Raw genomic sequence first — 18,936 nt, 5'->3', positions numbered from 1 at the left:
TTATTCACCAGACCGTGGCATCGTGAGTTCATGGAGTCCACGGACCTGACGGTCCCCGAACCGCTCGCCGCATCGCCCGACGAATTCGACGTCGACCCGCCTTACGACGCGACGGACGGGGCCCTGCCCGACGACCGCTTCCTCGACCGCGAGCTCTCGTGGATCGCGTTCAACGCCCGCGTCCTGGAGCTCGCCGAGATCGAGTCGCTGCCGCTGTTGGAGCGCACCCGGTTCCTGGCGATCTTCGGCAGCAACCTCGACGAGTTCTTCATGGTCCGGATCGCCGGCCTCAAGCGACGCATCGCGGCCGGGGTCGCCGTGCCGTCGGCCAGCGGGCTGAATCCGCGCGACGTCCTGGCCTCCAGCCTGCAGGCCAGCCGGGTCCTGACCGAACGGCAGTCGAACCTGCTGCACGAGGTGTTCCTGCCGGCGCTGGCCGACGAGGGCATCCACCTGTTGCGCTGGTCAGGGCTCACCGACGAGGAGAAGGACCGGGTCACGGCCTTCTACCACCAGCGCGTCTTCCCCGTCCTGACCCCGCTGGCCGTCGACCCGGCCCACCCGTTCCCCTACATCTCGGGGCTGTCGCTCAACATCGCCCTGGTGATGCGCAACCCCCGCACGAGCAAGCAGCACTTCGCGCGGGTCAAGGTGCCGCCCGTCATCCAACGATGGGTCGAGGCCTCGGACGGCCGGTTCGTCGCCCTGGAGGACGTCATCGCGGCCAACCTCGACAGCCTCTTCCCCGGCATGGAGATCATCGACCACCACACGTTCCGGGTGACCCGCAACGAGGACCTGGAGGTCGAGGAGGACGACGCCGAGAACCTCCTCAAGGCGCTCGAGAAGGAACTGCTGCGGCGCCGGTTCGGCCCGCCGGTGCGCCTCGAGGTCGACGAGGAGATGTCCGACTCCGTGCTGGAGCTGCTGGTCGGCGAGCTGGGCGTGTCCGACGACGAGGTGTTCCGCCTGCGCGGGCCCCTGGACCTGACCAGCCTCAACGAGATCGCCGACCTCGACCGGCCTGCCCTGAAGTTCCCGCCGTTCGTCCCGGGCACGCACGAGCACCTCGCCGAGGTCGAGACGGCCAGCCCGGCCGACATGTTCAGCGCCCTGCGCAAGCGCGACGTCCTCGTGCACCATCCGTACGACTCGTTCGCCACGAGCGTGCAGCGGTTCGTCGAGCAGGCGGCCGCCGATCCGCACGTCCTGGCGATCAAGCAGACGCTCTATCGCACCTCGGGCGACTCGCCGATCATCGACTCGCTCATCGACGCGGCCCGCGCCGGCAAGCAGGTCCTGGTGCTCGTCGAGATCAAGGCGCGCTTCGACGAGCAGGCCAACATCCGCTGGGCCCGCAAGCTCGAGCGTGCGGGCTGCCACGTCGTCTACGGACTGGTGGGGCTCAAGACGCACTGCAAGCTGGCCCTGGTGATCCGCGACGAGCCCGACGGCCTGCGCCGCTACGCCCACATCGGCACCGGCAACTACAACCCCAAGACCGCGCGCCTCTACGAGGACCTCGGCCTGCTGACGTCGAACCCCGAGATCACCCACGACCTGACCGAGCTGTTCAACAGCCTCTCGGGCTTCGCGCTGACCAGTGACTACGACTCGCTGCTCGTGGCTCCGCGACTGCTGCGATCGGGGCTGCTCGACCGGATCGACCGCGAAATCGCACGACACCGCGAGGGCCGGCCCGCCCGCATCGCCTTCAAGCTCAACTCCCTGGTCGACGAGGCGATCATCGACAAGCTCTACGAGGCGTCGCGCGCCGGCGTCGAGGTCGACCTCATCATCCGCGGCATCTGCGCGCTGCGGCCCGGGGTGCCCGGGCTGTCCGAGCGGATCCGCGTGCGCAGCGTCCTGGGCCGCTTCCTCGAGCACAGCCGGGTCTTCGCGTTCGGCGCCGACGACGAGCGCGAGGTCTGGATCGGCTCCTCGGACCTGATGCACCGCAACCTCGACCGGCGCATCGAGGTCCTCGTGAAGGTGCCGTCGCCCGAGCATGTCCAGCAGCTCTTCGACCTGCTGGCGCTGATGGCGTCCGACGCGACGCTGTCGTGGCACCTGGGCCCGGACGGTGCGTGGACCCGCGTCGACGGGACCGACGTCCAGGAGGTCCTCATCGAGCGGGCGCGCGCGCGGCGCGCGCGGGCCTGAGAGCGAACCCATGGCGAGCAAGATCATCCCGGCCGCCGGCGGCATCGTGTGGCGCAAGACCGGCGCTGGCGGGATCGAGGTCCTGGTCGTGCACCGGCCCGACTACGACGACTGGACCTTCCCGAAGGGCAAGGCGGACCCGGACGAGCCGCTGCCCGTCACGGCCGTCCGCGAGATCGCCGAGGAGACCGGGTACCGGGTGCGCCTGGTCCACCCGCTGCCCGAGGTCGCCTACCGGGTCCGCGGCGGCATCAAGCAGGTCTCGTGGTGGGTCGCCCGGCCGCTCGACGACCGCAGCGACTTCCGTCCGAACCAGGAGGTCGACGAGGTCTGCTGGTTCGCGCCGCGAGAGGCGCGCAAGCGGCTGACGTACTCCCACGACCGACGGCTGCTCGAGTCCTTCGAGGACCTCGTGGCGCAGAAGGCGCACAAGGCCCGCACCCTGATCGTGTTGCGGCACGCGAAGTCGGTCCCCCGCGCCGAGTTCAGCGGTGGGGACCTCGACCGTCCGCTGGCCGCCGCCGGCCACGACCGCGCGAAGGAGCTCGTCCCCCTCCTGACCGCCTTCGGCGTGCGACGCATCGTCAGCTCACCTGCCACCCGCACGGTCCAGACCGTGGATCCGTACGTGGCAGCCACGGACGAGCTGCTCGAGATCGACGACCGGCTGGTCGAAGGCGCGTCCGCAGGGAAGGTCGACCGGGCCGTCGAGGCCCTTCTGGGCACCAAGCGACCCACGGTCGCCTGCACGCACCGCCCGACCCTGCCGGCGATCTACGCCTCGCTCGACATCAGCGGACCGGTGCTGCCGGCCGGGCGTGGACTGGTCGTCCACCACCGCAAGGGCAAGGTCCTGGCCTCCGAGCTGATCTGACCGCCGACACCGCCGCCGGAGATTCCCCGACGGTTCACCTTCCGTTCACCCTCGTCGCAGCACCGATACACCTGCGATTCCTACGGTGACGGTGACCGAGGCATTCCGCCCCGAGTCACTTGTTCGCAGAGAGGGAACACCCGTGAACCGCAAGTCCATGCGCACCCTGGCCGCCACGGCAGCCAGCTCCACGTTGTTGTTCGGCCTGGCCGCCTGTGGGGCCGGCAACGAGTCCGCCTCGGCGGACGGCGCGTCCGCCAGCTCGCTCAGCGGAACGCTCAACGGCGGGGGCGCCAGCTCGCAGGAGTCCGCGGTCGGCGCGTGGAGGCAGGGCTTCCAGACCGCGAACCCGGACGTCACCGTCAACTACGACCCGGTCGGCTCCGGCGGCGGCCGTGAGCAGTTCATCGCCGGCGGCCTGTCCTTCGCGGGCTCCGACGCCTACCTGGAGGGCGAGGAGCTCGCGGCCGCGAAGGAGCGCTGCGGCTCCGACGTCGTGTCCGTCCCGGTCTACGTCAGCCCCATCGCCGTCATCTACAACCTCGACGGCGTCAAGGACCTGCGGCTCGACGCGGCGACGCTCGGCGCGATCTTCGAGGGCAAGATCAAGCAGTGGGACGACCCGGCGATCGCCGAGCTGAACCCGGACGCCGACCTGCCCGACACCAAGATCACCACGGTGCACCGCGCGGACGACTCGGGCACCACCAAGAACTTCACCGACTACCTGACCGAGGCGTCGGGTGGCTCCTGGAGCGGCGGCGTCGTCGAGACCTGGCCGCTCAAGGGCGGCGAGGCCGCCGACGGCACGTCGGGCGTGGTCTCGGCGGTCAAGGCCGGCCAGGGCACCATCGGCTACGCGGACGCCAGCCAGGCCGGCGACCTCGGCACGGCGCAGGTGAAGGTCGGCGATGAGTACGTCGGTCCCACCGAGGAGGCGGCCGCCAAGGTGCTCGACACGGCGGAGGCCGAGCCGGGCCGCGCCGAGACCGACATCGCGCTGAAGATCGACCGTACGACCGACGCCGCCGGGGTCTACCCCGTCGTCCTGGTCTCGTACCAGATCGCCTGCCAGACGTACGAGGACGCGAAGGAGGCCGAGCTGGTGAAGTCCTGGCTGACCTACGTCGCGTCGCCCGAGGGCCAGCAGGCCAGCGAGAAGGCCGCCGGCTCGGCTCCCCTGTCGGAGAGCTTCGCCGCCAAGGTCAAGACCGCCGTCGACACGATCGGCTGACGCCTTCGATCCGGCCGAGGGCACACGCTCTCGGCCGGGTCATGGGCTCCAGCCCACCATCCGAGCAAGGAAGGGCTCCACGTGAGCAGCACGACCGAACCACGACCGCGCACCACGCCGCCGCAGCGTCCGGGCGACCGGGTCTTCGCCGGCCTGTCCCGCGGCGCCGCCCTGCTGATCCTGGCCACCCTGGCCGGGGTTGCGATCTTCCTGGCCATCCGTGGCCTGCCGGGCATCACGGCGTCGCCGGACGAGGTCAAGTACGGCACATCGTTCCTGCCCTACGTCGGTCCCCTGGTCTTCGGCACGCTCTGGGCCGCCGCGCTGGCACTGCTGATGGCGACGCCCGTCGCCATCGGCGTCGCGCTGTTCATCAGCCACTACGCACCGCGCCGCCTCGCCGCGCCGATCGGCTACGTGATCGACCTGCTCGCGGCCGTGCCCAGCGTCGTCTACGGCGCCTGGGGCATGGTGACGCTGGCCGGGGCGATGCAACCGGTCTACGCGTGGCTGGAGGAGCACCTCGGGTTCATCCCGCTGTTCGCCGGCCCGGCGTCCGCCACGGGCCGCACGATCCTGACGGCCGCGCTCGTGCTGGCGATCATGGTGCTGCCGATCATGACCGCGATCTGCCGCGAGATCTTCCTGCAGACGCCCCGTCTGCACGAGGAGGCGGCGCTCGCCCTGGGCGCCACGCGCTGGGAGATGACCACGATGGCGGTCCTGCCGTACGCCCGGTCCGGCATCGTCTCGGCCGCCATGCTGGCCCTGGGCCGCGCCCTCGGCGAGACGATGGCGGTCGCCATGGTCCTGTCGGCCTCGGGCGTCGTCACCCTCAACCTGATCAGCTCGACGAACCCGTCCACGATCGCGGCCAACATCGCGCACAGCTTCAAGGAGGCCAGCGGCCTCACCGTCAACGGCCTGATCGCGACCGGCCTGGTGCTGTTCGTGATCACGTTCGCCGTCAACTTCGCGGCGCGGGCCATCGTGAACCGCCGCAAGGACTTCTCCGGAGCCAACTGATGACGACGACCCTGACCCGCCCCGCCACCACCGGCCTCGGTGCCGACCTGCGCGGCCGCCGCCTGCCCACGTGGGGACCGCCCGTCCTGTGGACGCTCGCCGCCGTCACGGCACTGGCGGGCTTCCTCACCCCGTTGGGGGCCGTCCGCGGCATCCTGCTGGCCTGGTGCGTCGCCGCGATCGTGCCCGTGTGGTCGACGGTCGTGGAGGGACGCCGCAAGGCCACCGACCGCCTGGTCACGCACCTGGTCGCGAGCGCCTTCGTGCTGGCCCTCATCCCGCTGGTGAGCATCCTGATCACGGTGGTCGGCAAGGGCACCAGCGCGCTCTCGGCGGAGTTCTTCAGCTACTCGATGCGCAATGTCGTCGGCGAGGGCGGCGGGATCTACCACGGGATCATCGGCACGCTGCTGATCACCGGCGCTGCCGCCGTGATCTCGGTGCCGATCGGGCTCTTCACCGCGATCTACCTGATCGAGTACGGCAACGACAGCCGGCTCGCGTCGGCGATCCGGTTCCTGGTCGACGTCATGACGGGCATCCCGTCGATCGTCGCGGGCCTGTTCGCTTACTCGCTGTTCGTGCTCTTCTTCGGCGAGGGCGTGCGGCTGGGCATCGGCGGCTCGGTGGCGCTGTCCGTGCTGATGATCCCCGTGGTCGTCCGCTCGTGCGAGGAGATGCTCAAGCTGGTCCCGAACGAGCTGCGCGAGGCCTCCTACGCCCTGGGCGTGCCCAAGTGGCGCACCGTCGTGAAGGTGGTCCTGCCGACCGCCCTGGCCGGCATCGTCACCGGCATCACGCTGGCGATCGCCCGGGTCATCGGCGAGACCGCGCCGCTGCTGATCATCGCCGGCATGACCGACTCGGTGAACTTCAACCTCTTCGACGGCCGCATGCAGACACTGCCGGTCTTCACCTACTCGGCGCTGATGAACCCCGGCGTCCCGGCCGAGCCGAGCATCGAACGCGCCTGGGGCGCGGCGCTCGTGCTGCTGCTGATCGTCATGGCGCTCAACCTCGTCGCGCGCCTCGTCTCCCACTTCTTCTCGCCGCAGGGCGAGCGCTGACCTCCCGGAAGGACCCCACCATGGCCAAGAGCATCGACGTCACCGACCTGAACATCTACTACTCGGACTTCCTCGCCGTGCAGGACGTCAACATCACCATCCCCGCCCGCGCCGTCACGGCGTTCATCGGCCCGTCCGGTTGCGGCAAGTCGACCTTCCTGCGCTCGCTCAACCGCATGCACGAGGTCATCCGGGGCGCCCACGTCGAGGGCAAGGTCCTGGTCGACGGCGAGGACCTCTACGCGCCCGAGATGGACCCGGTGAACGTCCGCCGCAAGATCGGCATGGTGTTCCAGCGGCCCAACCCGTTCCCCACGATGTCGATCTCGGAGAACGTGCTGGCGGGACAGCGACTGAACAGCAAGCGGATGAAGAAGTCCGAGGCCGACGACATCGTCGAGCAGTCGCTGCGCAGCGCGGGCCTGTGGGCCGAGGTGAAGGACCGGCTGGACCGCCCGGGCTCGGGGCTCTCGGGCGGACAGCAGCAGCGGCTGTGCATCGCGCGCGCCATCGCGGTCGAGCCCGAGGTCCTGTTGATGGACGAGCCCTGCTCGGCGCTGGACCCGATCTCGACCAGCGTGATCGAGGACCTGATCCACGAGCTCAAGACCGACTACACGATCGTGATCGTCACCCACAACATGCAGCAGGCGGCGCGGGTCTCGGACCAGACGGCGTTCTTCAACCTGGCCGGCGTGGGCCAGCCGGGCCGGCTGGTCGAGCTGGGGCCGACGGAGAAGATGTTCGCCAACCCCGACGACCCCGCGACCGAGGCCTACATCCAGGGCCGCTTCGGCTGATCCGTCAGCCGTGCGCTCCTCGCCATGGCGAGGAGCGCAGCGACGAGGGGGCCGGGCCTGCGGAGCCGGGAGTGAGCGCGAAGCGAAGCGAGCGCGCTCGGCCCATCAAGGCAGGAACGGACGGGCGACGAAGTAGAACACGGCAGCGACCAGGGCGGCGGCGGGCATGGTGACCACCCAGGCGACGACGATGCCCTTGGCCACGCCCCACCGGACGGCGCTGAAGCGCTTGGTGGCGCCCGCACCCATGATCGCCGAGGTGATCGTGTGCGTCGTCGAGACCGGAGCGTGCAGGCCGATCGCCATGACGTAGAGGACGCTGGCGGCCGTGGCCTCGGCAGCGAAGCCCTTCGGCGGATCGAGCTCGATGATGCGCCGGCCGAGCGTGCGCATGATGCGCCAACCGCCGGAGTACGTGCCCGCGGCGATCGCGCTGGCCGCGGCGACGATGACCCACAGGGGCACGTCGTCCCCGGTGTGGAAGCCACCGGCCACGAGAGCGAGCACGATGATGCCCATCGTCTTCTGGGCGTCCTGCAGGCCGTGGCCCAGCGCCATGCCCGCGGCCGAGACCGTCTGCGCGTGCCGGAATCCGCGGTTGATGCGTGACGGCATGGCACGGCGGAAGATCCACATCAGGGCGGTCATCAGGCCGAAGGCCAGCATGAAGCCCAACGCCGGACTCAGCACCATCGGGATCGCGACCTTGTCGATGATCGTGTCCCAGTGCACGACGGTCGAGGACGCCAGACCGGCACCGACGATGCCGCCGATCAGGGCGTGCGAGGACGACGAGGGGATGCCGAAGTACCACGTGATGAGGTTCCAGGTGATCGCGCCGACGAGTGCCGCCAGGACGATCGTCAGCGCATGGGCCCGGTCGGCATCGGTGACGCTGTTGAGCCCATCGATGTCGATGATGCCTTGGATCGTCTTGGCGACCTCGACACCCAGCCAGGCACCGACGAAGTTCAGGACGGCCGCCATCGCCAGTGCCACGCGGGGCGTGAGGGCGCGCGTCGACACCGAGGTGGCGATCGCGTTGGCGGCGTCGTGGAAACCGTTCGTGTAGTCGAACACGAGGGCGATCACGACGACCGTGATCACCATGACGGTGACGAGGTCCACTCAGGACTCCTTGACCGCGATCTGCTCCACCGTGTTGGCCACAGATTCGAGCGCGTCGATCGCGTGCTCGACCGCTTCCACGATGTCCTTGAGCTTGAGCACCTGCATCGCCTTGTAGTTGCCGTCGAACAGGTCGGCGAGCATGCGGCGGTGGTTGCGGTCGCCCTCGTTCTCGAGGCGGTTGATCTCGATCCAGAACTCCTCGAGATCCTTCATCGTCCGCAGTCGGGGCATGGCCTCGGCGGTGACGTTGGCGGCGGTCTGGAGCACCTGGATCTGGGCAGCCATGGCCTCGGGGAACTCGGTCACGCCATAGAGGGCCGTGCTGTCGACGACCTCCTCCATGTAGTCCATGACGTCGTCGAGACCACTGGCCAGGGCGTAGATGTCCTCACGGTCGAACGGGGTGATGAACGTGCTGTTCACCAGCTTGATGATCGCGTGGGTGGTGTCGTCGGCCGCGTGCTCGGCGTCGTTCATCTGAGCGGCGAGGGCGGTCTTGTCGGTCTCGGGGTCGAGGATCCGCGCAACGATGGCGGCACCCGCCACCAGATGGTTGGCCGACTCGGTGAACAGGTCGTAGAACGTGGACTCGACCGGTCGAATGCGAAAACGCACGCGTGGGCTCCTCGGAAGGGGGCGGGCAGACTCTCTCATCGTAGGCGCTCAGCAGAACACGCCGTCAACCGAGGCGGTCAGGGGCGCGGATCGACGCCCAGGAGGACGTCGATCTCCGCTTGGCTGAGCGGGGCCGCGGCACCCGACGCGGCGATCATGAGACGAGAGGTCAACTCGATCTCGGCCAGCGCAGCATCATCGCGCAGCCGGTCGTCGAGCGGCTCGCTCATGCGTTCGCCGGGGGGGTACAGGGCCACATTCCGAGAGTACGCGGATGTGAAGGGGAGCCGAAGCCGCGCGAGCAAAACCGCCCGATGGAACTATGCGCGCTGGCCGCTGCGGACCTCAGTCGACCCACACCCGGGCGTTGCGGAACATCCGCAGCCACGGACTCTCCGCGGAGAGGTCCCCGGCCGTCCAGGACATCTGCACGTTGCGCTGCACCCGCTCGGCGTGCGGCATGATCGCCGTGAACCGACCGTCGGGGGTCGTCACGGCGGTGAGTCCGTCGGGCGACCCGTTCGGGTTGGCGGGGTACGCGGTGGCGACCCGCCCCTGCACGTCGACGAACCGCGCCGCGCGGTGCACCGTCTCGGCGTCGCCGCGCACCGAGAAGTTCGCGAACCCCTCGCCGTGCGCGACCGCGATCGGCACCTTCGACCCGGCCATGCCGGAGAAGAAGATCGACGGCGAGTCCAGGACCTCGACCAGCGCAAGCCGCGCCTCGTACTGCTCCGAGACGTTGCGCGTGAACCGCGGCCACGCCTCGGCGCCGGGGATCAGGTCGGCGAGCGCCGCGAACATCTGGCACCCGTTGCAGATGCCGATGCCGAAGGTGTCGGGCCGGGAGAAGAAGCCGGCGAACGCCTCGGTCAGGGCCGGGTTGAACAACACGGACCGGGCCCAGCCCTCACCGGCGCCCAGGGTGTCGCCGTAGGAGAACCCGCCGCAGGCGGCCAGGCCGACCACGTCGGACAGGTCGAACCGGCCGGACTGCAGGTCGGTCATGTGCACGTCGTACGTGTCGAAGCCGGCGCGGGCGAAGCCGTACGCCGTCTCGACGTGGGAGTTGACACCCTGCTCACGCAGGATCGCCACCCGGGGGCGCGCGCGGCCCACGAGGTACGGGGCCGACACGTCGTCCGTCGGGTCGAAGGTCGTCTCGAGGGTCAGCAGCGGCTCGGGCGCGCCGATCGAGGCGTGCTCGGCGTCGGCGCACTCGGGGTTGTCGCGCAGCCGGGAGATGCGCCACGAGACCTCGTCCCACGTCTGCGCCAGCTCGGTCAGCGACTCCTCGAGCCCCAGGCCCGGGACGCGGACGAGCCGGTCGGTCGTCGACGTGCCGACGCGCCGCGTCAGCTCACCGAGGCCGTGCCGGGCGAGCAGTTCCGTCGCCTCGTCCACACGGACCGCCGGAACGGCCAGGACCGCGCCGAGTTCCTCGCTGAACAGTGCGGCCAGGTCGTCGACGTCGAGGTCGACACCCACGCCGCCGGCGAACGCCATCTCGCACACGGCTGCCCACAGGCCTCCGTCGGAGCGGTCGTGGTACGCCTGCAGCAGGCCGGCCTCACGCAGCGCGTTGACGCCGTCGACGAGGGACACGAGGCGGGCGGGATCGTCCAGGTCGGGCACCCGGCCTCCGAACTCGCCGCGCACCTGCGCCAGCATCGACCCGCCCAACCGGTTGCGGCCGGCGCCCAGGTCGACCAGCAGCAGCGCCGCGTCGGCGGGCAGCTCGGGTGTGGCCGTGCCACGTACGTCGGGCAGCGCGGCGAACGCGGTGACGACGAGCGAGACGGGCGCCGTGACCTGCTTGTCCTCGCCGGACTCGTCGGTCCAGCGGGTCCGCATCGACAGGGAGTCCTTGCCGACCGGCACCGAGATGCCCAGCGCGGGGCACAGCTCCATCGCGACGGCGTGGACCGTGTCGTAGAGGGCGGCGTCCTCGCCGTCCTCGCCGCAGGCGGCCATCCAGTTGCACGACAGCTTGACGCCCGGCAGGTCGATGGGGGCGGCGAGCAGGTTCGTGATCGCCTCGCCCACGGCCATCCGGCCCGAGGCGGGCGCGTCGACCGCGGCCAGCGGGGTGCGCTCGCCGCTGGCCATGGCCTCGCCGCTGAAGCCCACGTGGTCGGCGAGCGTCACGGCCACGTCCGCGACCGGCACCTGCCACGGACCGACCATCTGGTCACGGTGGGTCAACCCGCCGACCGTGCGGTCGGCGATCGTGACCAGGAAGCGCTTGGAGGCGACCGACGGGTGCCGCAGGACCGCGTGGGCGGCCTCGCGCACGTCGATGCCCGCGAGATCGAGCTCCGCCGTGGAGCGCTCGACGCGGGTGGCGTCGCGCGTCATCTTCGGCGGCTTGCCCAGCAGCACCTCCAGCGGCATGTCGACGGGCGACTCGTCGGCCGGATCGGCGGCGGTCACCACGAGCTGGGCGTCGTCGCGGGCCACGCCGACCACCGCGAAGGGGCAGCGCTCACGCTCGGCCAGGGCCGCGAACCGCTCGAGGGACTCGGGCGCGATCGCCAGGACGTAACGCTCCTGGCTCTCGTTGCACCAGATCTCCTTCGGGGCCAGACCGGTCTCGAGGACGGGCACCGACGCCAGGTCGAAAGTCGCGCCGACGCCCGCGTCGTCGACCAGCTCGGGGAACGCGTTCGAGAGTCCACCGGCGCCCACGTCGTGGATCGACAGGATGGGGTTGTCCTCACCCAGGGACCAGCAGTGGTTGATGACCTCCTGCGCCCGGCGCTCGATCTCGGGGTTGCCGCGCTGGACCGAGTCGAAGTCCAGCTCGGCGGCATTGGCGCCGGCGGCCTTCGACGAGGCCGCGCTGCCGCCCATGCCGATGCGCATGCCCGGACCGCCCAGCTGCACGAGCAGCGTGCCGCTCGGGAACGCGATCTTCTCGGTCATCTCGGCGCTGATCGACCCGAGACCGCCCGCGCTCATGATCGGCTTGTGATAGCCGCGGCGGACACCGTCGACGGTCTGCTCATAGACCCGGAAGAAGCCGCCCAGTCCGGGCCGGCCGAACTCGTTGTTGAACGCGGCGGCGCCGATCGGGCCCTCGGTCATGATGTCGAGCGGGCTGGCGATGTGCTCGGGCCGGCCGTACTGCTCGGTCTCCCACGGCTCGTCCGTGCCGGGCAGGTGCAGGTTGGAGACGACGAAGCCGGTCAGTCCCGCCTTGGGCTGCGACCCGCGGCCCGTCGCCCCCTCGTCGCGGATCTCGCCGCCGGCGCCCGTCGCGGCACCGGGGTACGGCGAGATGGCGGTCGGGTGGTTGTGGGTCTCGACCTTCATCAGGACGTGGACCTCGTCCTCGCGCGCCGTGTAGCGGCTGGGCCGGTCGGCGGACTCGGGCAGCCAACGCGTGGCCGGGCCGCCCTGCATGATCGAGGCGTTGTCCTTGTAGGCGACGACGGTGCCGTGGCCCGCCACCTGCTCGGTGTGCCGGATCATCGCGAACAGCGAGCGATCCTGGGGCTCGCCGTCGACGACGAAGTCCGCGTTGAAGATCTTGTGGCGGCAGTGCTCGGAGTTCGCCTGGGCGAACATCATCAGCTCGACGTCGGTGGGGTTGCGGCGCAGGTCGCCGAAGGACTCGACGAGGTAGTCGATCTCGTCGTCGGACAGGGCCAGACCGAACTCGGTGTTCGCCTGCTCGAGCGCCGCGCGGCCGCCGCCGAGCACGTCGATGCGCTGCATCGGCTCGGCCTCGCGCTCGTCGAAGAGATCCGCCGCCGCCTCGCGGGAGGTCAGCGCGGTCTCGGTCATCCGGTCGTGCAGCACGTCCGCGCAGGCGCGTAGCTGCTCGGCGGTCGGCTCGGCGCCGGTCAGGGTGTACTCGGTGACCCGCTCGACGCGGCGCACGTCGATGCCGCAGTTGTGCACGATGTCGGTGGCCTTGCTGGACCACGGCGAGATCGTGCCCAGACGCGGTCCCACGACGACGAGGGTGCCGTCGGGTCCGCCCTCGGCCGGGTCGCCGTAGTCGAGCAGCCGCGAGAGGGTCTCGACGACGGCCGCGTCCAACGGCCTCTCACTGGCGATCCAGTGGACGTGACGGGCGCGGACGCCGGTCAGCCCGGGGGCCACCTCCTGCAGACGGGACAGCAGGGCACGGGCTCGGAAGGGCGAGAGAGCATTGCCGCCCTCGACCACGGTGAGTTCGACGTCGCGCGACACGCGCCCAGCCTAGTGGCCCGCCGAACCGGTCCCGAGGGGCGTCCGAACCGGTCCCGAGGGGCGTCGTCCGGCTCTTGCGGGTCCGCGACCGGGGTGCGATGGTCGACCCATGACCGACGCCGCCGTCGAGGTCCGGGAACTCGTCGTCCAGCGTGGCGGCCGGACGGTGCTCGACGGCTTGGATCTGACGATTCCCGCCGGTCGGATCACCGGACTGCTCGGGCCGAGCGGCTGCGGCAAGTCCACGCTCATCCGCTCACTGGCGGGCGTCCAGGTCGTGCGGTCGGGCACCGTGGACGTGCTGGGCGGGGCCGGCGGGTCGCCGCTCAACCGGCGTCGCGTGGGCTACGTGACCCAGGCCAGCTCGGTGTACGACGACCTCACCGTGACCCAGAACCTGGCCTACTTCGCCGCGATCCACGACGTGGGCGCCGATCGCATCGATGAGGTCCTCGAGTCGGTCGACCTGGCCGACCGCCGCCACCAGCTGACCCGCGACCTCTCGGGCGGCCAGCGGGCCCGGGTGTCGCTGGCGGCGGCACTGCTGCCGTCGCCGGACGTGTACCTGCTCGACGAGCCGACGGTCGGGCTCGACCCCGTGCTGCGCCGCGACCTGTGGCGGATGTTCGCCGAGCTCGCGCAGGCCGGGGCCACGCTGCTGGTCTCCAGCCACGTGATGGACGAGGCCGATCGCTGCGACGAGGTCCTGCTGATGCGGCAGGGCCGGATCATCGCCCACGACACTCCCGACGGCCTGCGAGCGGCGACCGGGACGACGGACATCGAGTCGGCCTTCCTGGCCCTGGCGACGTCGGACGAGCCGTGAGCGGCGCCCTCGCCACGGCTCTCCGCGTGGTGTGGCAGCTGCGCCACGACCCCCGCAGCGTCGTGATGCTGCTGCTCCTGCCCACGATCCTGCTGCTGTTGTTCCGGTACGTCTTCGACCACCAGCCGGAGGTGTTCGCGCGGGTCGGTCCCCAGATGCTGGCACTCTTCCCGTTCATCCTGATGTTCCTCATCACGAGCGTCACGATGGTGCGCGAGCGCACGTCCGGCACGCTCGAGCGGTTGCTGACGACGCCGCTGCCTCGCGGCGGGCTGATCGGCGGCTACGCGCTGGCGTTCAGCCTGGTCGCCCTGGTGCAGTCGGCGATCAGCCTCGCCGTCGGGCAGTGGGCGCTGGATCTGGGGCTCGATCGGCCCTGGGAGGGCCTGGTCTTCGCGATCCTCGGATCGGTGGTCGGCACCGCGCTCGGCCTGCTCGCGTCGGCATTCGCCCGCACGGAGTTCCAGGCGGTCCAGTTCATGCCGCTGGCGATCATCCCGCAGATCCTCGTGTGCGGGCTGCTCGTGCCGGTCGACCAGATGCCCGACGTGCTGCGGTGGCTCTCGGTCGTCATGCCGCTGACCTACGCGACCGACGCCTTCACCTCGCTGGCCGCCGGCGAGACCTCCGGCGAGCGCGTCACGGACCTGCTGGTCCTCATCGCCTTCGCGATCGGGTCCGTGGCGCTCGCGTCACTGACGCTGCGTCGCCGCACGCCCTGACTAGCGGGCGGCGAGGGCGATCGCCAGCAGCAGGCAGCTCACGAACGAGACGGGGACGACCCACAGCGCCAGGAAGAACAGCGTGATCGTGGTGCCGATCTTCGGCGGGAAGAACCAGCGTGCGCGGGGCAGGTCGTTCGCTCCCTGCAGGACGCCCGGACCGACGCCCAGCCCGCGCCAGAGCCCCTTGAGCCGCGAGAACACCCGGGCGCCGCCACCGGTGCCGGCCAGCTGGCCCAGCGCCAGCCGCGCCTCTCCGACGTCGTCGCTCAGGGCCACGGCGATGCCCAGCTCGGTCGCGAACTCCTCCTCGTCCTGCACGGCCGTGAGGATCCGGTTGCGCCGGAAGCCGAATGCCGCCGAGATCGCGCCACCCAGGACGGCCAGCACGCCGGCGACCACCTTCAGCCACGTGTCGTCGGCGGCCACGGAGATGACGGCCAGCCCGGCGATGAACGGCCACGCCAGCACGAGGACGACCAGCGTCGGCCAGCGCAGCACGCGGACCGCGAGCGTCAGGACCCGGGCGGCATGGTTCGCGACCTCCAGGGTGTGGCCGTCCACCCGTCCGGCCATGGAGCCCACCGCGGCATTGACCCGACGTCCCGTGTTTCCGATGCCCATGGCTCCAGCCTAGGCGGGCGTCGATGGGGGGCGCGGACCTCAGGATCCACCACCTGTACCCCGGAGTTACCTTTCGGAGTTAGAGTGTGCGGTAACTCACAGTTCGCTGTGCTACGTTACCGCGCAGCCAGTTCTCGTCCGCCGGAGTTCGACCTCGGCGGGCACCGTCCGAAAGGTGTCCATCGTGACCCGCTCTTCCCTCGTAGCGCGCCGCGTCGCGCTCCCCATCACCGCCGCCCTCGTCGGCGGAACGTTCGCCACGGTGGGCCTCGCGTCCCCCGCGAACGCCGCCGATGTCGCGCTGACGAAGGACTTCGTCTACGACTGCAACGTGGTCGCCGGAGGCCTGAACCTCAGGCAGCACAACATCGGTGTCTCGATCTCGACCAAGGTCCCGACCACCGTCTACCCGGGTCAGACGATCCCGGCTCGCGCCGTCAAGATCACGCTGACGATGCCCGAGAAGCTGCGCGAGGCCACCGTGGACGTGATCGGCGGGACGGCCGCCTCGGGCTCCTCGACCGACGCCGCCCTCGTCCTGACCACGGCCGGCAAGTCCATGAACGTCCGGATCCCGCGTCTGGCCGCACCGAACACCGCGATCCCGCAGGTCGCCAACGTGCCCTGGACGATCCCGGCCTCCGGCACCGTCCCGGCCATCAAGGCTCCGGCGTACACCGCCGGCAGCGTCGCGCTCGGCATGCCCGCGCGCTTCACCATCTCCGCCACCCTGCAGGTCGCTGACGGGACCGCGCCCTCGACCCTGACGTGTGTCGGCCCCGCCGACCGCGCCCTGGGCTCGATCCGCGCGGTCAAGGCGCCGAACGTCGCGCCGAAGGCCCCCAGGACCGTCAAGGTCGTGACCAAGAAGAACAAGGCCAAGAACTTCGTCATCCGCGCGAAGGATGCCAACGGCGACCGCTTGACCTACAAGGTGGGCAAGGTCAAGAAGAAGGCCGGCAAGGTCAGCGGCAAGGGCCCGAAGTTCAAGTTCAAGCCCAAGAAGAACTTCAAGGGCAAGACCGCGTTCTACGTGTCCGTCCGCGACGGCAAGGGCGGAAGCGCGCGCGTGAAGGTCATCGTCACCGTCAAGAAGAAGTGACCCGGTCACACCACTGAAGGAGGGGGCGGGCGCCGCGAGGCGCTCGCCCCCTTCGTCTATTTCAGGAACTTCGAGGTGCTGCGGTCCTTGAGCAGTGCGCCGCCGGTCTGGCAGGTCGGGCAGTACTGCAGCGACGAGTCCGCGAAGACGACCTCGGCGATGGTGCCGCCGCACACGTCGCACGTCTCGCCGGCCCGGCCGTGCACGCGCATCCGCTCGCGCTTGGCGTCCTTGAGGTCCGACGCCGGCTTGCCGTCGGCCGCCGCGACAGCGTCGGTCAGCACGGAGGTGACCGCCGACTCGAGCCGTCCGATCTCGTCCTCGTCGAGCTTCTCGGCGATCGCGAACGGCGACAGCCGCGCGGCGTGCAGGATCTCGTCGCTGTAGGCGTTGCCGATGCCTGCGATCACGGTCTGGTCGCGCAGCAGCCGCTTGACCTGCATCCGGCGTTGCAGCAGCGGGCGCAGGTCGAATCCCGACCCCAGCGGGTCGGGTCCGAGCCGCGCGACACCGGGGACCTCCTGCGGGTCGCGCACGGCGTACACGGCCAGGCCCTTGCGGGTGCCCGCCTCGGTCAGGTCGAACCCCTCGTGCGGGCCGTCGCCGCGATCGGCGCGCAGCCGCAGCGCGATGGGACCACCCATCTTCACCCGGGCGTCGCCGAAGTGGTCGCTCCAGCGCAGCCAGCCGGCCTTGGCCAGGTGGATCACCAGGTGGAGGCCGTCGACGTCGATGTCGATGAACTTCCCGTGCCGGCGCACGGCCGAGACGGTCAGGCCCGCGAACGCCGAGACGGGCGGGTCGTAGGTCTTGAGCACCGCGAAGGACGCGGGCTCGATCTCGGCGACGACGGCTCCGTCGAGCTTCTCGCCCAGCCAGCGCACCAGCGCCTCGACCTCGGGCATCTCAGGCATGGCGCCAGCCTAGGAGTCTCAACCCCCGAACGTCAGCCACAGCAGAACCAGATTCAGCACCACGATCGCGCCGGCGGCCAGGACGGCCAGTGCCGTCGTCGCCCGGTGGTTGACGTACTCGCCCATGACGCCGCGGGACGACGTCAGCCAGACCAGCGGGACGACGGCGAACGGGATGCCCATCGACAGGACGACCTGCGAGACCACGAGGGCCCGGGTCGGATCGATCCCCAGCATCAGGATCACCAACGCCGGGACGAGCGTGATCAGGCGACGCGTCAGCGGCGACAGCGCCCACGGCGTGAGGCTGCGCATCACCTCGGCGCCGGCCGCGCTGCCGACGGACGTGGACGAGATGCCCGAGCCCAACAGGGCCACCGCGAACAGCAGCGCGACGCCGGCGCCGATCTCGCTGCCGATCAGCTCGTGCGCGCCGGCGATCGTGTCCGTGCCGGGCATGCCCTGCAGGTTCGCCGCCGCCATGAGCAGCAGACCGAGGTTCAGGACGCCCGCCAGGATCAGCGCCAGGACCACGTCGGTCCGGGTCGCGGCCAGCAACTCGCGGACGGACGAGTCCTCGCCGCGGCGCCCCAGCCGGTCCGCCGTGAGACTGGAGTGCAGGTACACCGCGTGCGGCATCACCGTGGCGCCGACGATGCCCGACGCCAGCAACACGCTCTCGGCGCCGTCGAACCGCGGCACCAGGCCTCCGGCCACGCCTGCGGCGGACGGCGGACCCACGACCAGCCCGGCGAGGAAGCCGACCGCGATCAGCAGCAGGAACCCGATGATCAGTCGCTCGAGGGCGCCCTGACCGCGCCGGTCACCGATGGTCAGGACGACCATCGCGACCAGGGCCGTCAGTACCGCGCCGATCGGCAACGGCACGCCGAACAGCAGCTGGAAGGCGATCGCACCGCCGATGACCTCGGCCAGGTCGGTCGCGATCGCGATCCCCTCGGCCTGCAGCCAGTACAGGAACCGCGTGCGGGGCGAGACGCGGCCGCCCACCTGGGCCGCCAGCGAACGCCTGGTCACCAGGCCCAGCTTCGCCGAGAGGTACTGCAGCAGGACCGCCATGAGATTGGCGAGAACGATGACCCAGACGAGCGTGTACCCGAACTGCGCCCCGGCGGTCAGGTTCGTCGCGACGTTGCCCGGATCGACGTACGCGACGGCGGCGATGAACGCCGGCCCCAGCAACGTGAGCCGACGACGGAGCAGGACGGTCACTCGGCCCGGAGGTCCTGGTACTCGGGGTGCTTCTCGATGAAGTGCTTGACGTAGGTGCAGTGGGCCCGGACCTTCTTGCCCCGCGACCGGACGTCGTCAAGGGCGTGTCCGACGAGCTTGCCGCCCAGTCCCCGGCCCTCGAAGCGCTCGTCGATCTCCGTGTGAGGGAAGACGACGACGTCGCCCTCGTCCCGTGCCACGGTGTGGCCGGCCACCGCGCCGTCGACCGTGATCTCGTACTGCTGCTCGGACGTGTTGTACGTGATGTCGACCGTCATGGGTCGACCTTGCCACACCAGGTGGCACGCCTCATCCCGCGTCAGGACCGCGCCGATCGCGCCGACCACCCGGGGGACAGCGCGCTCCCGCGCCCCGGCTTCCTGTCGTCGTTATGCTGGGCGGGTT

At 70.5% G+C, this 18,936-nt stretch carries 17 protein-coding genes; 9 read left to right on the top strand and 8 right to left on the bottom strand.

Annotated features, from left to right (window positions below; translation table 11 throughout):
• The first annotated feature begins 30 nt into the window (after nucleotides 1–30).
• From H9L21_RS01330 to pstB, 6 genes are all read left to right on the top strand, one after another.
• Complete coding sequence (locus H9L21_RS01330; RefSeq protein WP_154596004.1) at nucleotides 31–2,163, top strand: RNA degradosome polyphosphate kinase; 2,133 nt, start codon at nucleotides 31–33, stop codon at nucleotides 2,161–2,163.
• A gap of 10 nt (nucleotides 2,164–2,173) precedes the next feature.
• Nucleotides 2,174–3,037, top strand: a complete 864-nt coding sequence (locus H9L21_RS01325; protein WP_154596005.1) for an NUDIX hydrolase — start codon at nucleotides 2,174–2,176, stop codon at nucleotides 3,035–3,037.
• 142 nt (nucleotides 3,038–3,179) lie between these two features.
• The gene (gene pstS, locus H9L21_RS01320; RefSeq protein ID WP_255467126.1) at nucleotides 3,180–4,271 is read left to right on the top strand and encodes a phosphate ABC transporter substrate-binding protein PstS; all 1,092 of its coding nucleotides are present in this window, start codon (nucleotides 3,180–3,182) and stop codon (nucleotides 4,269–4,271) included.
• 81 nt (nucleotides 4,272–4,352) lie between these two features.
• The gene (pstC, locus tag H9L21_RS01315) at nucleotides 4,353–5,297 is read left to right on the top strand and encodes a phosphate ABC transporter permease subunit PstC (protein ID WP_187411686.1); all 945 of its coding nucleotides are present in this window, start codon (nucleotides 4,353–4,355) and stop codon (nucleotides 5,295–5,297) included.
• Nucleotides 5,297–6,364: a phosphate ABC transporter permease PstA gene (gene pstA, locus H9L21_RS01310; RefSeq protein ID WP_154596006.1), complete on the top strand. Its 1,068-nt coding sequence runs from the start codon at nucleotides 5,297–5,299 to the stop codon at nucleotides 6,362–6,364. Before pstC ends, pstA begins: the two co-directional genes overlap by 1 nt.
• Nucleotides 6,365–6,384: 20 nt before the next feature.
• The gene (pstB, locus tag H9L21_RS01305; protein ID WP_154596007.1) at nucleotides 6,385–7,164 is read left to right on the top strand and encodes a phosphate ABC transporter ATP-binding protein PstB; all 780 of its coding nucleotides are present in this window, start codon (nucleotides 6,385–6,387) and stop codon (nucleotides 7,162–7,164) included.
• A gap of 105 nt (nucleotides 7,165–7,269) precedes the next feature.
• Here the strand turns inward: pstB and H9L21_RS01300 are convergent, their stop codons facing one another.
• The 4 genes from H9L21_RS01300 to purL all read right to left on the bottom strand — a co-directional run bounded on the left by H9L21_RS01300 (nucleotide 7,270) and on the right by purL (nucleotide 13,110).
• Nucleotides 7,270–8,274: an inorganic phosphate transporter gene (locus H9L21_RS01300; protein ID WP_154596380.1), complete on the bottom strand. Its 1,005-nt coding sequence runs from the start codon at nucleotides 8,272–8,274 to the stop codon at nucleotides 7,270–7,272.
• An 18-nt stretch (nucleotides 8,275–8,292) separates the two neighbouring features.
• Entirely contained in the window at nucleotides 8,293–8,910 is a 618-nt protein-coding gene (locus H9L21_RS01295) for a DUF47 domain-containing protein (protein WP_187411685.1), read from the bottom strand.
• Nucleotides 8,911–8,987: 77 nt separating this feature from the next.
• On the bottom strand, nucleotides 8,988–9,167 hold the full coding sequence (locus H9L21_RS01290) for a hypothetical protein (RefSeq protein WP_154596009.1): 180 nt from the start codon (nucleotides 9,165–9,167) through the stop codon (nucleotides 8,988–8,990).
• A gap of 88 nt (nucleotides 9,168–9,255) precedes the next feature.
• Nucleotides 9,256–13,110: a phosphoribosylformylglycinamidine synthase gene (purL, locus tag H9L21_RS01285; RefSeq protein ID WP_187411684.1), complete on the bottom strand. Its 3,855-nt coding sequence runs from the start codon at nucleotides 13,108–13,110 to the stop codon at nucleotides 9,256–9,258.
• 109 nt (nucleotides 13,111–13,219) lie between these two features.
• On the opposite strand from purL, the gene H9L21_RS01280 reads away from it, so the two are divergent.
• Both H9L21_RS01280 and H9L21_RS01275 read left to right on the top strand, forming a co-directional pair.
• Nucleotides 13,220–13,936, top strand: coding sequence for an ABC transporter ATP-binding protein (locus H9L21_RS01280; protein ID WP_154596010.1), 717 nt, complete (start codon nucleotides 13,220–13,222; stop codon nucleotides 13,934–13,936).
• A complete protein-coding gene (locus tag H9L21_RS01275; RefSeq protein WP_187411683.1) occupies nucleotides 13,933–14,658 on the top strand; it encodes an ABC transporter permease in 726 nt (241 codons plus the stop codon). The genes H9L21_RS01280 and H9L21_RS01275 overlap by 4 nt, the downstream gene beginning before the upstream one ends.
• On the opposite strand, the gene H9L21_RS01270 is transcribed toward H9L21_RS01275, so the two are convergent.
• Nucleotides 14,659–15,282, bottom strand: a complete 624-nt coding sequence (locus tag H9L21_RS01270; RefSeq protein ID WP_154596011.1) for a hypothetical protein — start codon at nucleotides 15,280–15,282, stop codon at nucleotides 14,659–14,661.
• A gap of 184 nt (nucleotides 15,283–15,466) precedes the next feature.
• Between H9L21_RS01270 and H9L21_RS01265 the strand changes: the two genes are divergently transcribed.
• Nucleotides 15,467–16,384 carry a DUF6801 domain-containing protein gene (locus tag H9L21_RS01265; RefSeq protein ID WP_154596012.1) on the top strand — a complete coding sequence of 306 codons (918 nt, stop codon included), beginning with the start codon at nucleotides 15,467–15,469 and terminating at the stop codon, nucleotides 16,382–16,384.
• A gap of 56 nt (nucleotides 16,385–16,440) precedes the next feature.
• On the opposite strand, the gene H9L21_RS01260 is transcribed toward H9L21_RS01265, so the two are convergent.
• The 3 genes from H9L21_RS01260 to H9L21_RS01250 are packed head-to-tail and all read right to left on the bottom strand — an operon-like array spanning nucleotide 16,441 to nucleotide 18,809.
• Nucleotides 16,441–17,298, bottom strand: a complete 858-nt coding sequence (locus H9L21_RS01260) for an Fpg/Nei family DNA glycosylase (RefSeq protein WP_154596013.1) — start codon at nucleotides 17,296–17,298, stop codon at nucleotides 16,441–16,443.
• Nucleotides 17,299–17,316: 18 nt separating this feature from the next.
• A complete protein-coding gene (locus tag H9L21_RS01255) occupies nucleotides 17,317–18,522 on the bottom strand; it encodes an Nramp family divalent metal transporter (protein WP_154596382.1) in 1,206 nt (401 codons plus the stop codon).
• Nucleotides 18,523–18,527: 5 nt separating this feature from the next.
• Complete coding sequence (locus tag H9L21_RS01250; RefSeq protein WP_154596014.1) at nucleotides 18,528–18,809, bottom strand: GNAT family N-acetyltransferase; 282 nt, start codon at nucleotides 18,807–18,809, stop codon at nucleotides 18,528–18,530.
• Nucleotides 18,810–18,936: the final 127 nt, after the last annotated feature.

Origin of the sequence: Aeromicrobium senzhongii (assembly GCF_014334735.1) — a bacterium.
Taxonomy (GTDB): domain Bacteria; phylum Actinomycetota; class Actinomycetes; order Propionibacteriales; family Nocardioidaceae; genus Aeromicrobium; species Aeromicrobium senzhongii.
The sequence above is the reverse complement of the archived record's forward strand: the minus strand, read 5'-3'. Positions and strand labels throughout refer to the sequence as shown.

Coding starts and splice junctions, on each gene's coding strand:
- H9L21_RS01250 (WP_154596014.1), bottom strand. CDS start 18,809: ATGACGGTCGACATCACGTACAACACGTCCGAGCAGCAGTACGAGATC.
- pstB (WP_154596007.1), top strand. CDS start 6,385: ATGGCCAAGAGCATCGACGTCACCGACCTGAACATCTACTACTCGGAC.
- pstA (WP_154596006.1), top strand. CDS start 5,297: ATGACGACGACCCTGACCCGCCCCGCCACCACCGGCCTCGGTGCCGAC.
- H9L21_RS01270 (WP_154596011.1), bottom strand. CDS start 15,282: ATGGGCATCGGAAACACGGGACGTCGGGTCAATGCCGCGGTGGGCTCC.
- H9L21_RS01330 (WP_154596004.1), top strand. CDS start 31: ATGGAGTCCACGGACCTGACGGTCCCCGAACCGCTCGCCGCATCGCCC.
- H9L21_RS01325 (WP_154596005.1), top strand. CDS start 2,174: ATGGCGAGCAAGATCATCCCGGCCGCCGGCGGCATCGTGTGGCGCAAG.
- H9L21_RS01300 (WP_154596380.1), bottom strand. CDS start 8,274: ATGGTGATCACGGTCGTCGTGATCGCCCTCGTGTTCGACTACACGAAC.
- H9L21_RS01280 (WP_154596010.1), top strand. CDS start 13,220: ATGACCGACGCCGCCGTCGAGGTCCGGGAACTCGTCGTCCAGCGTGGC.
- H9L21_RS01260 (WP_154596013.1), bottom strand. CDS start 17,298: ATGCCTGAGATGCCCGAGGTCGAGGCGCTGGTGCGCTGGCTGGGCGAG.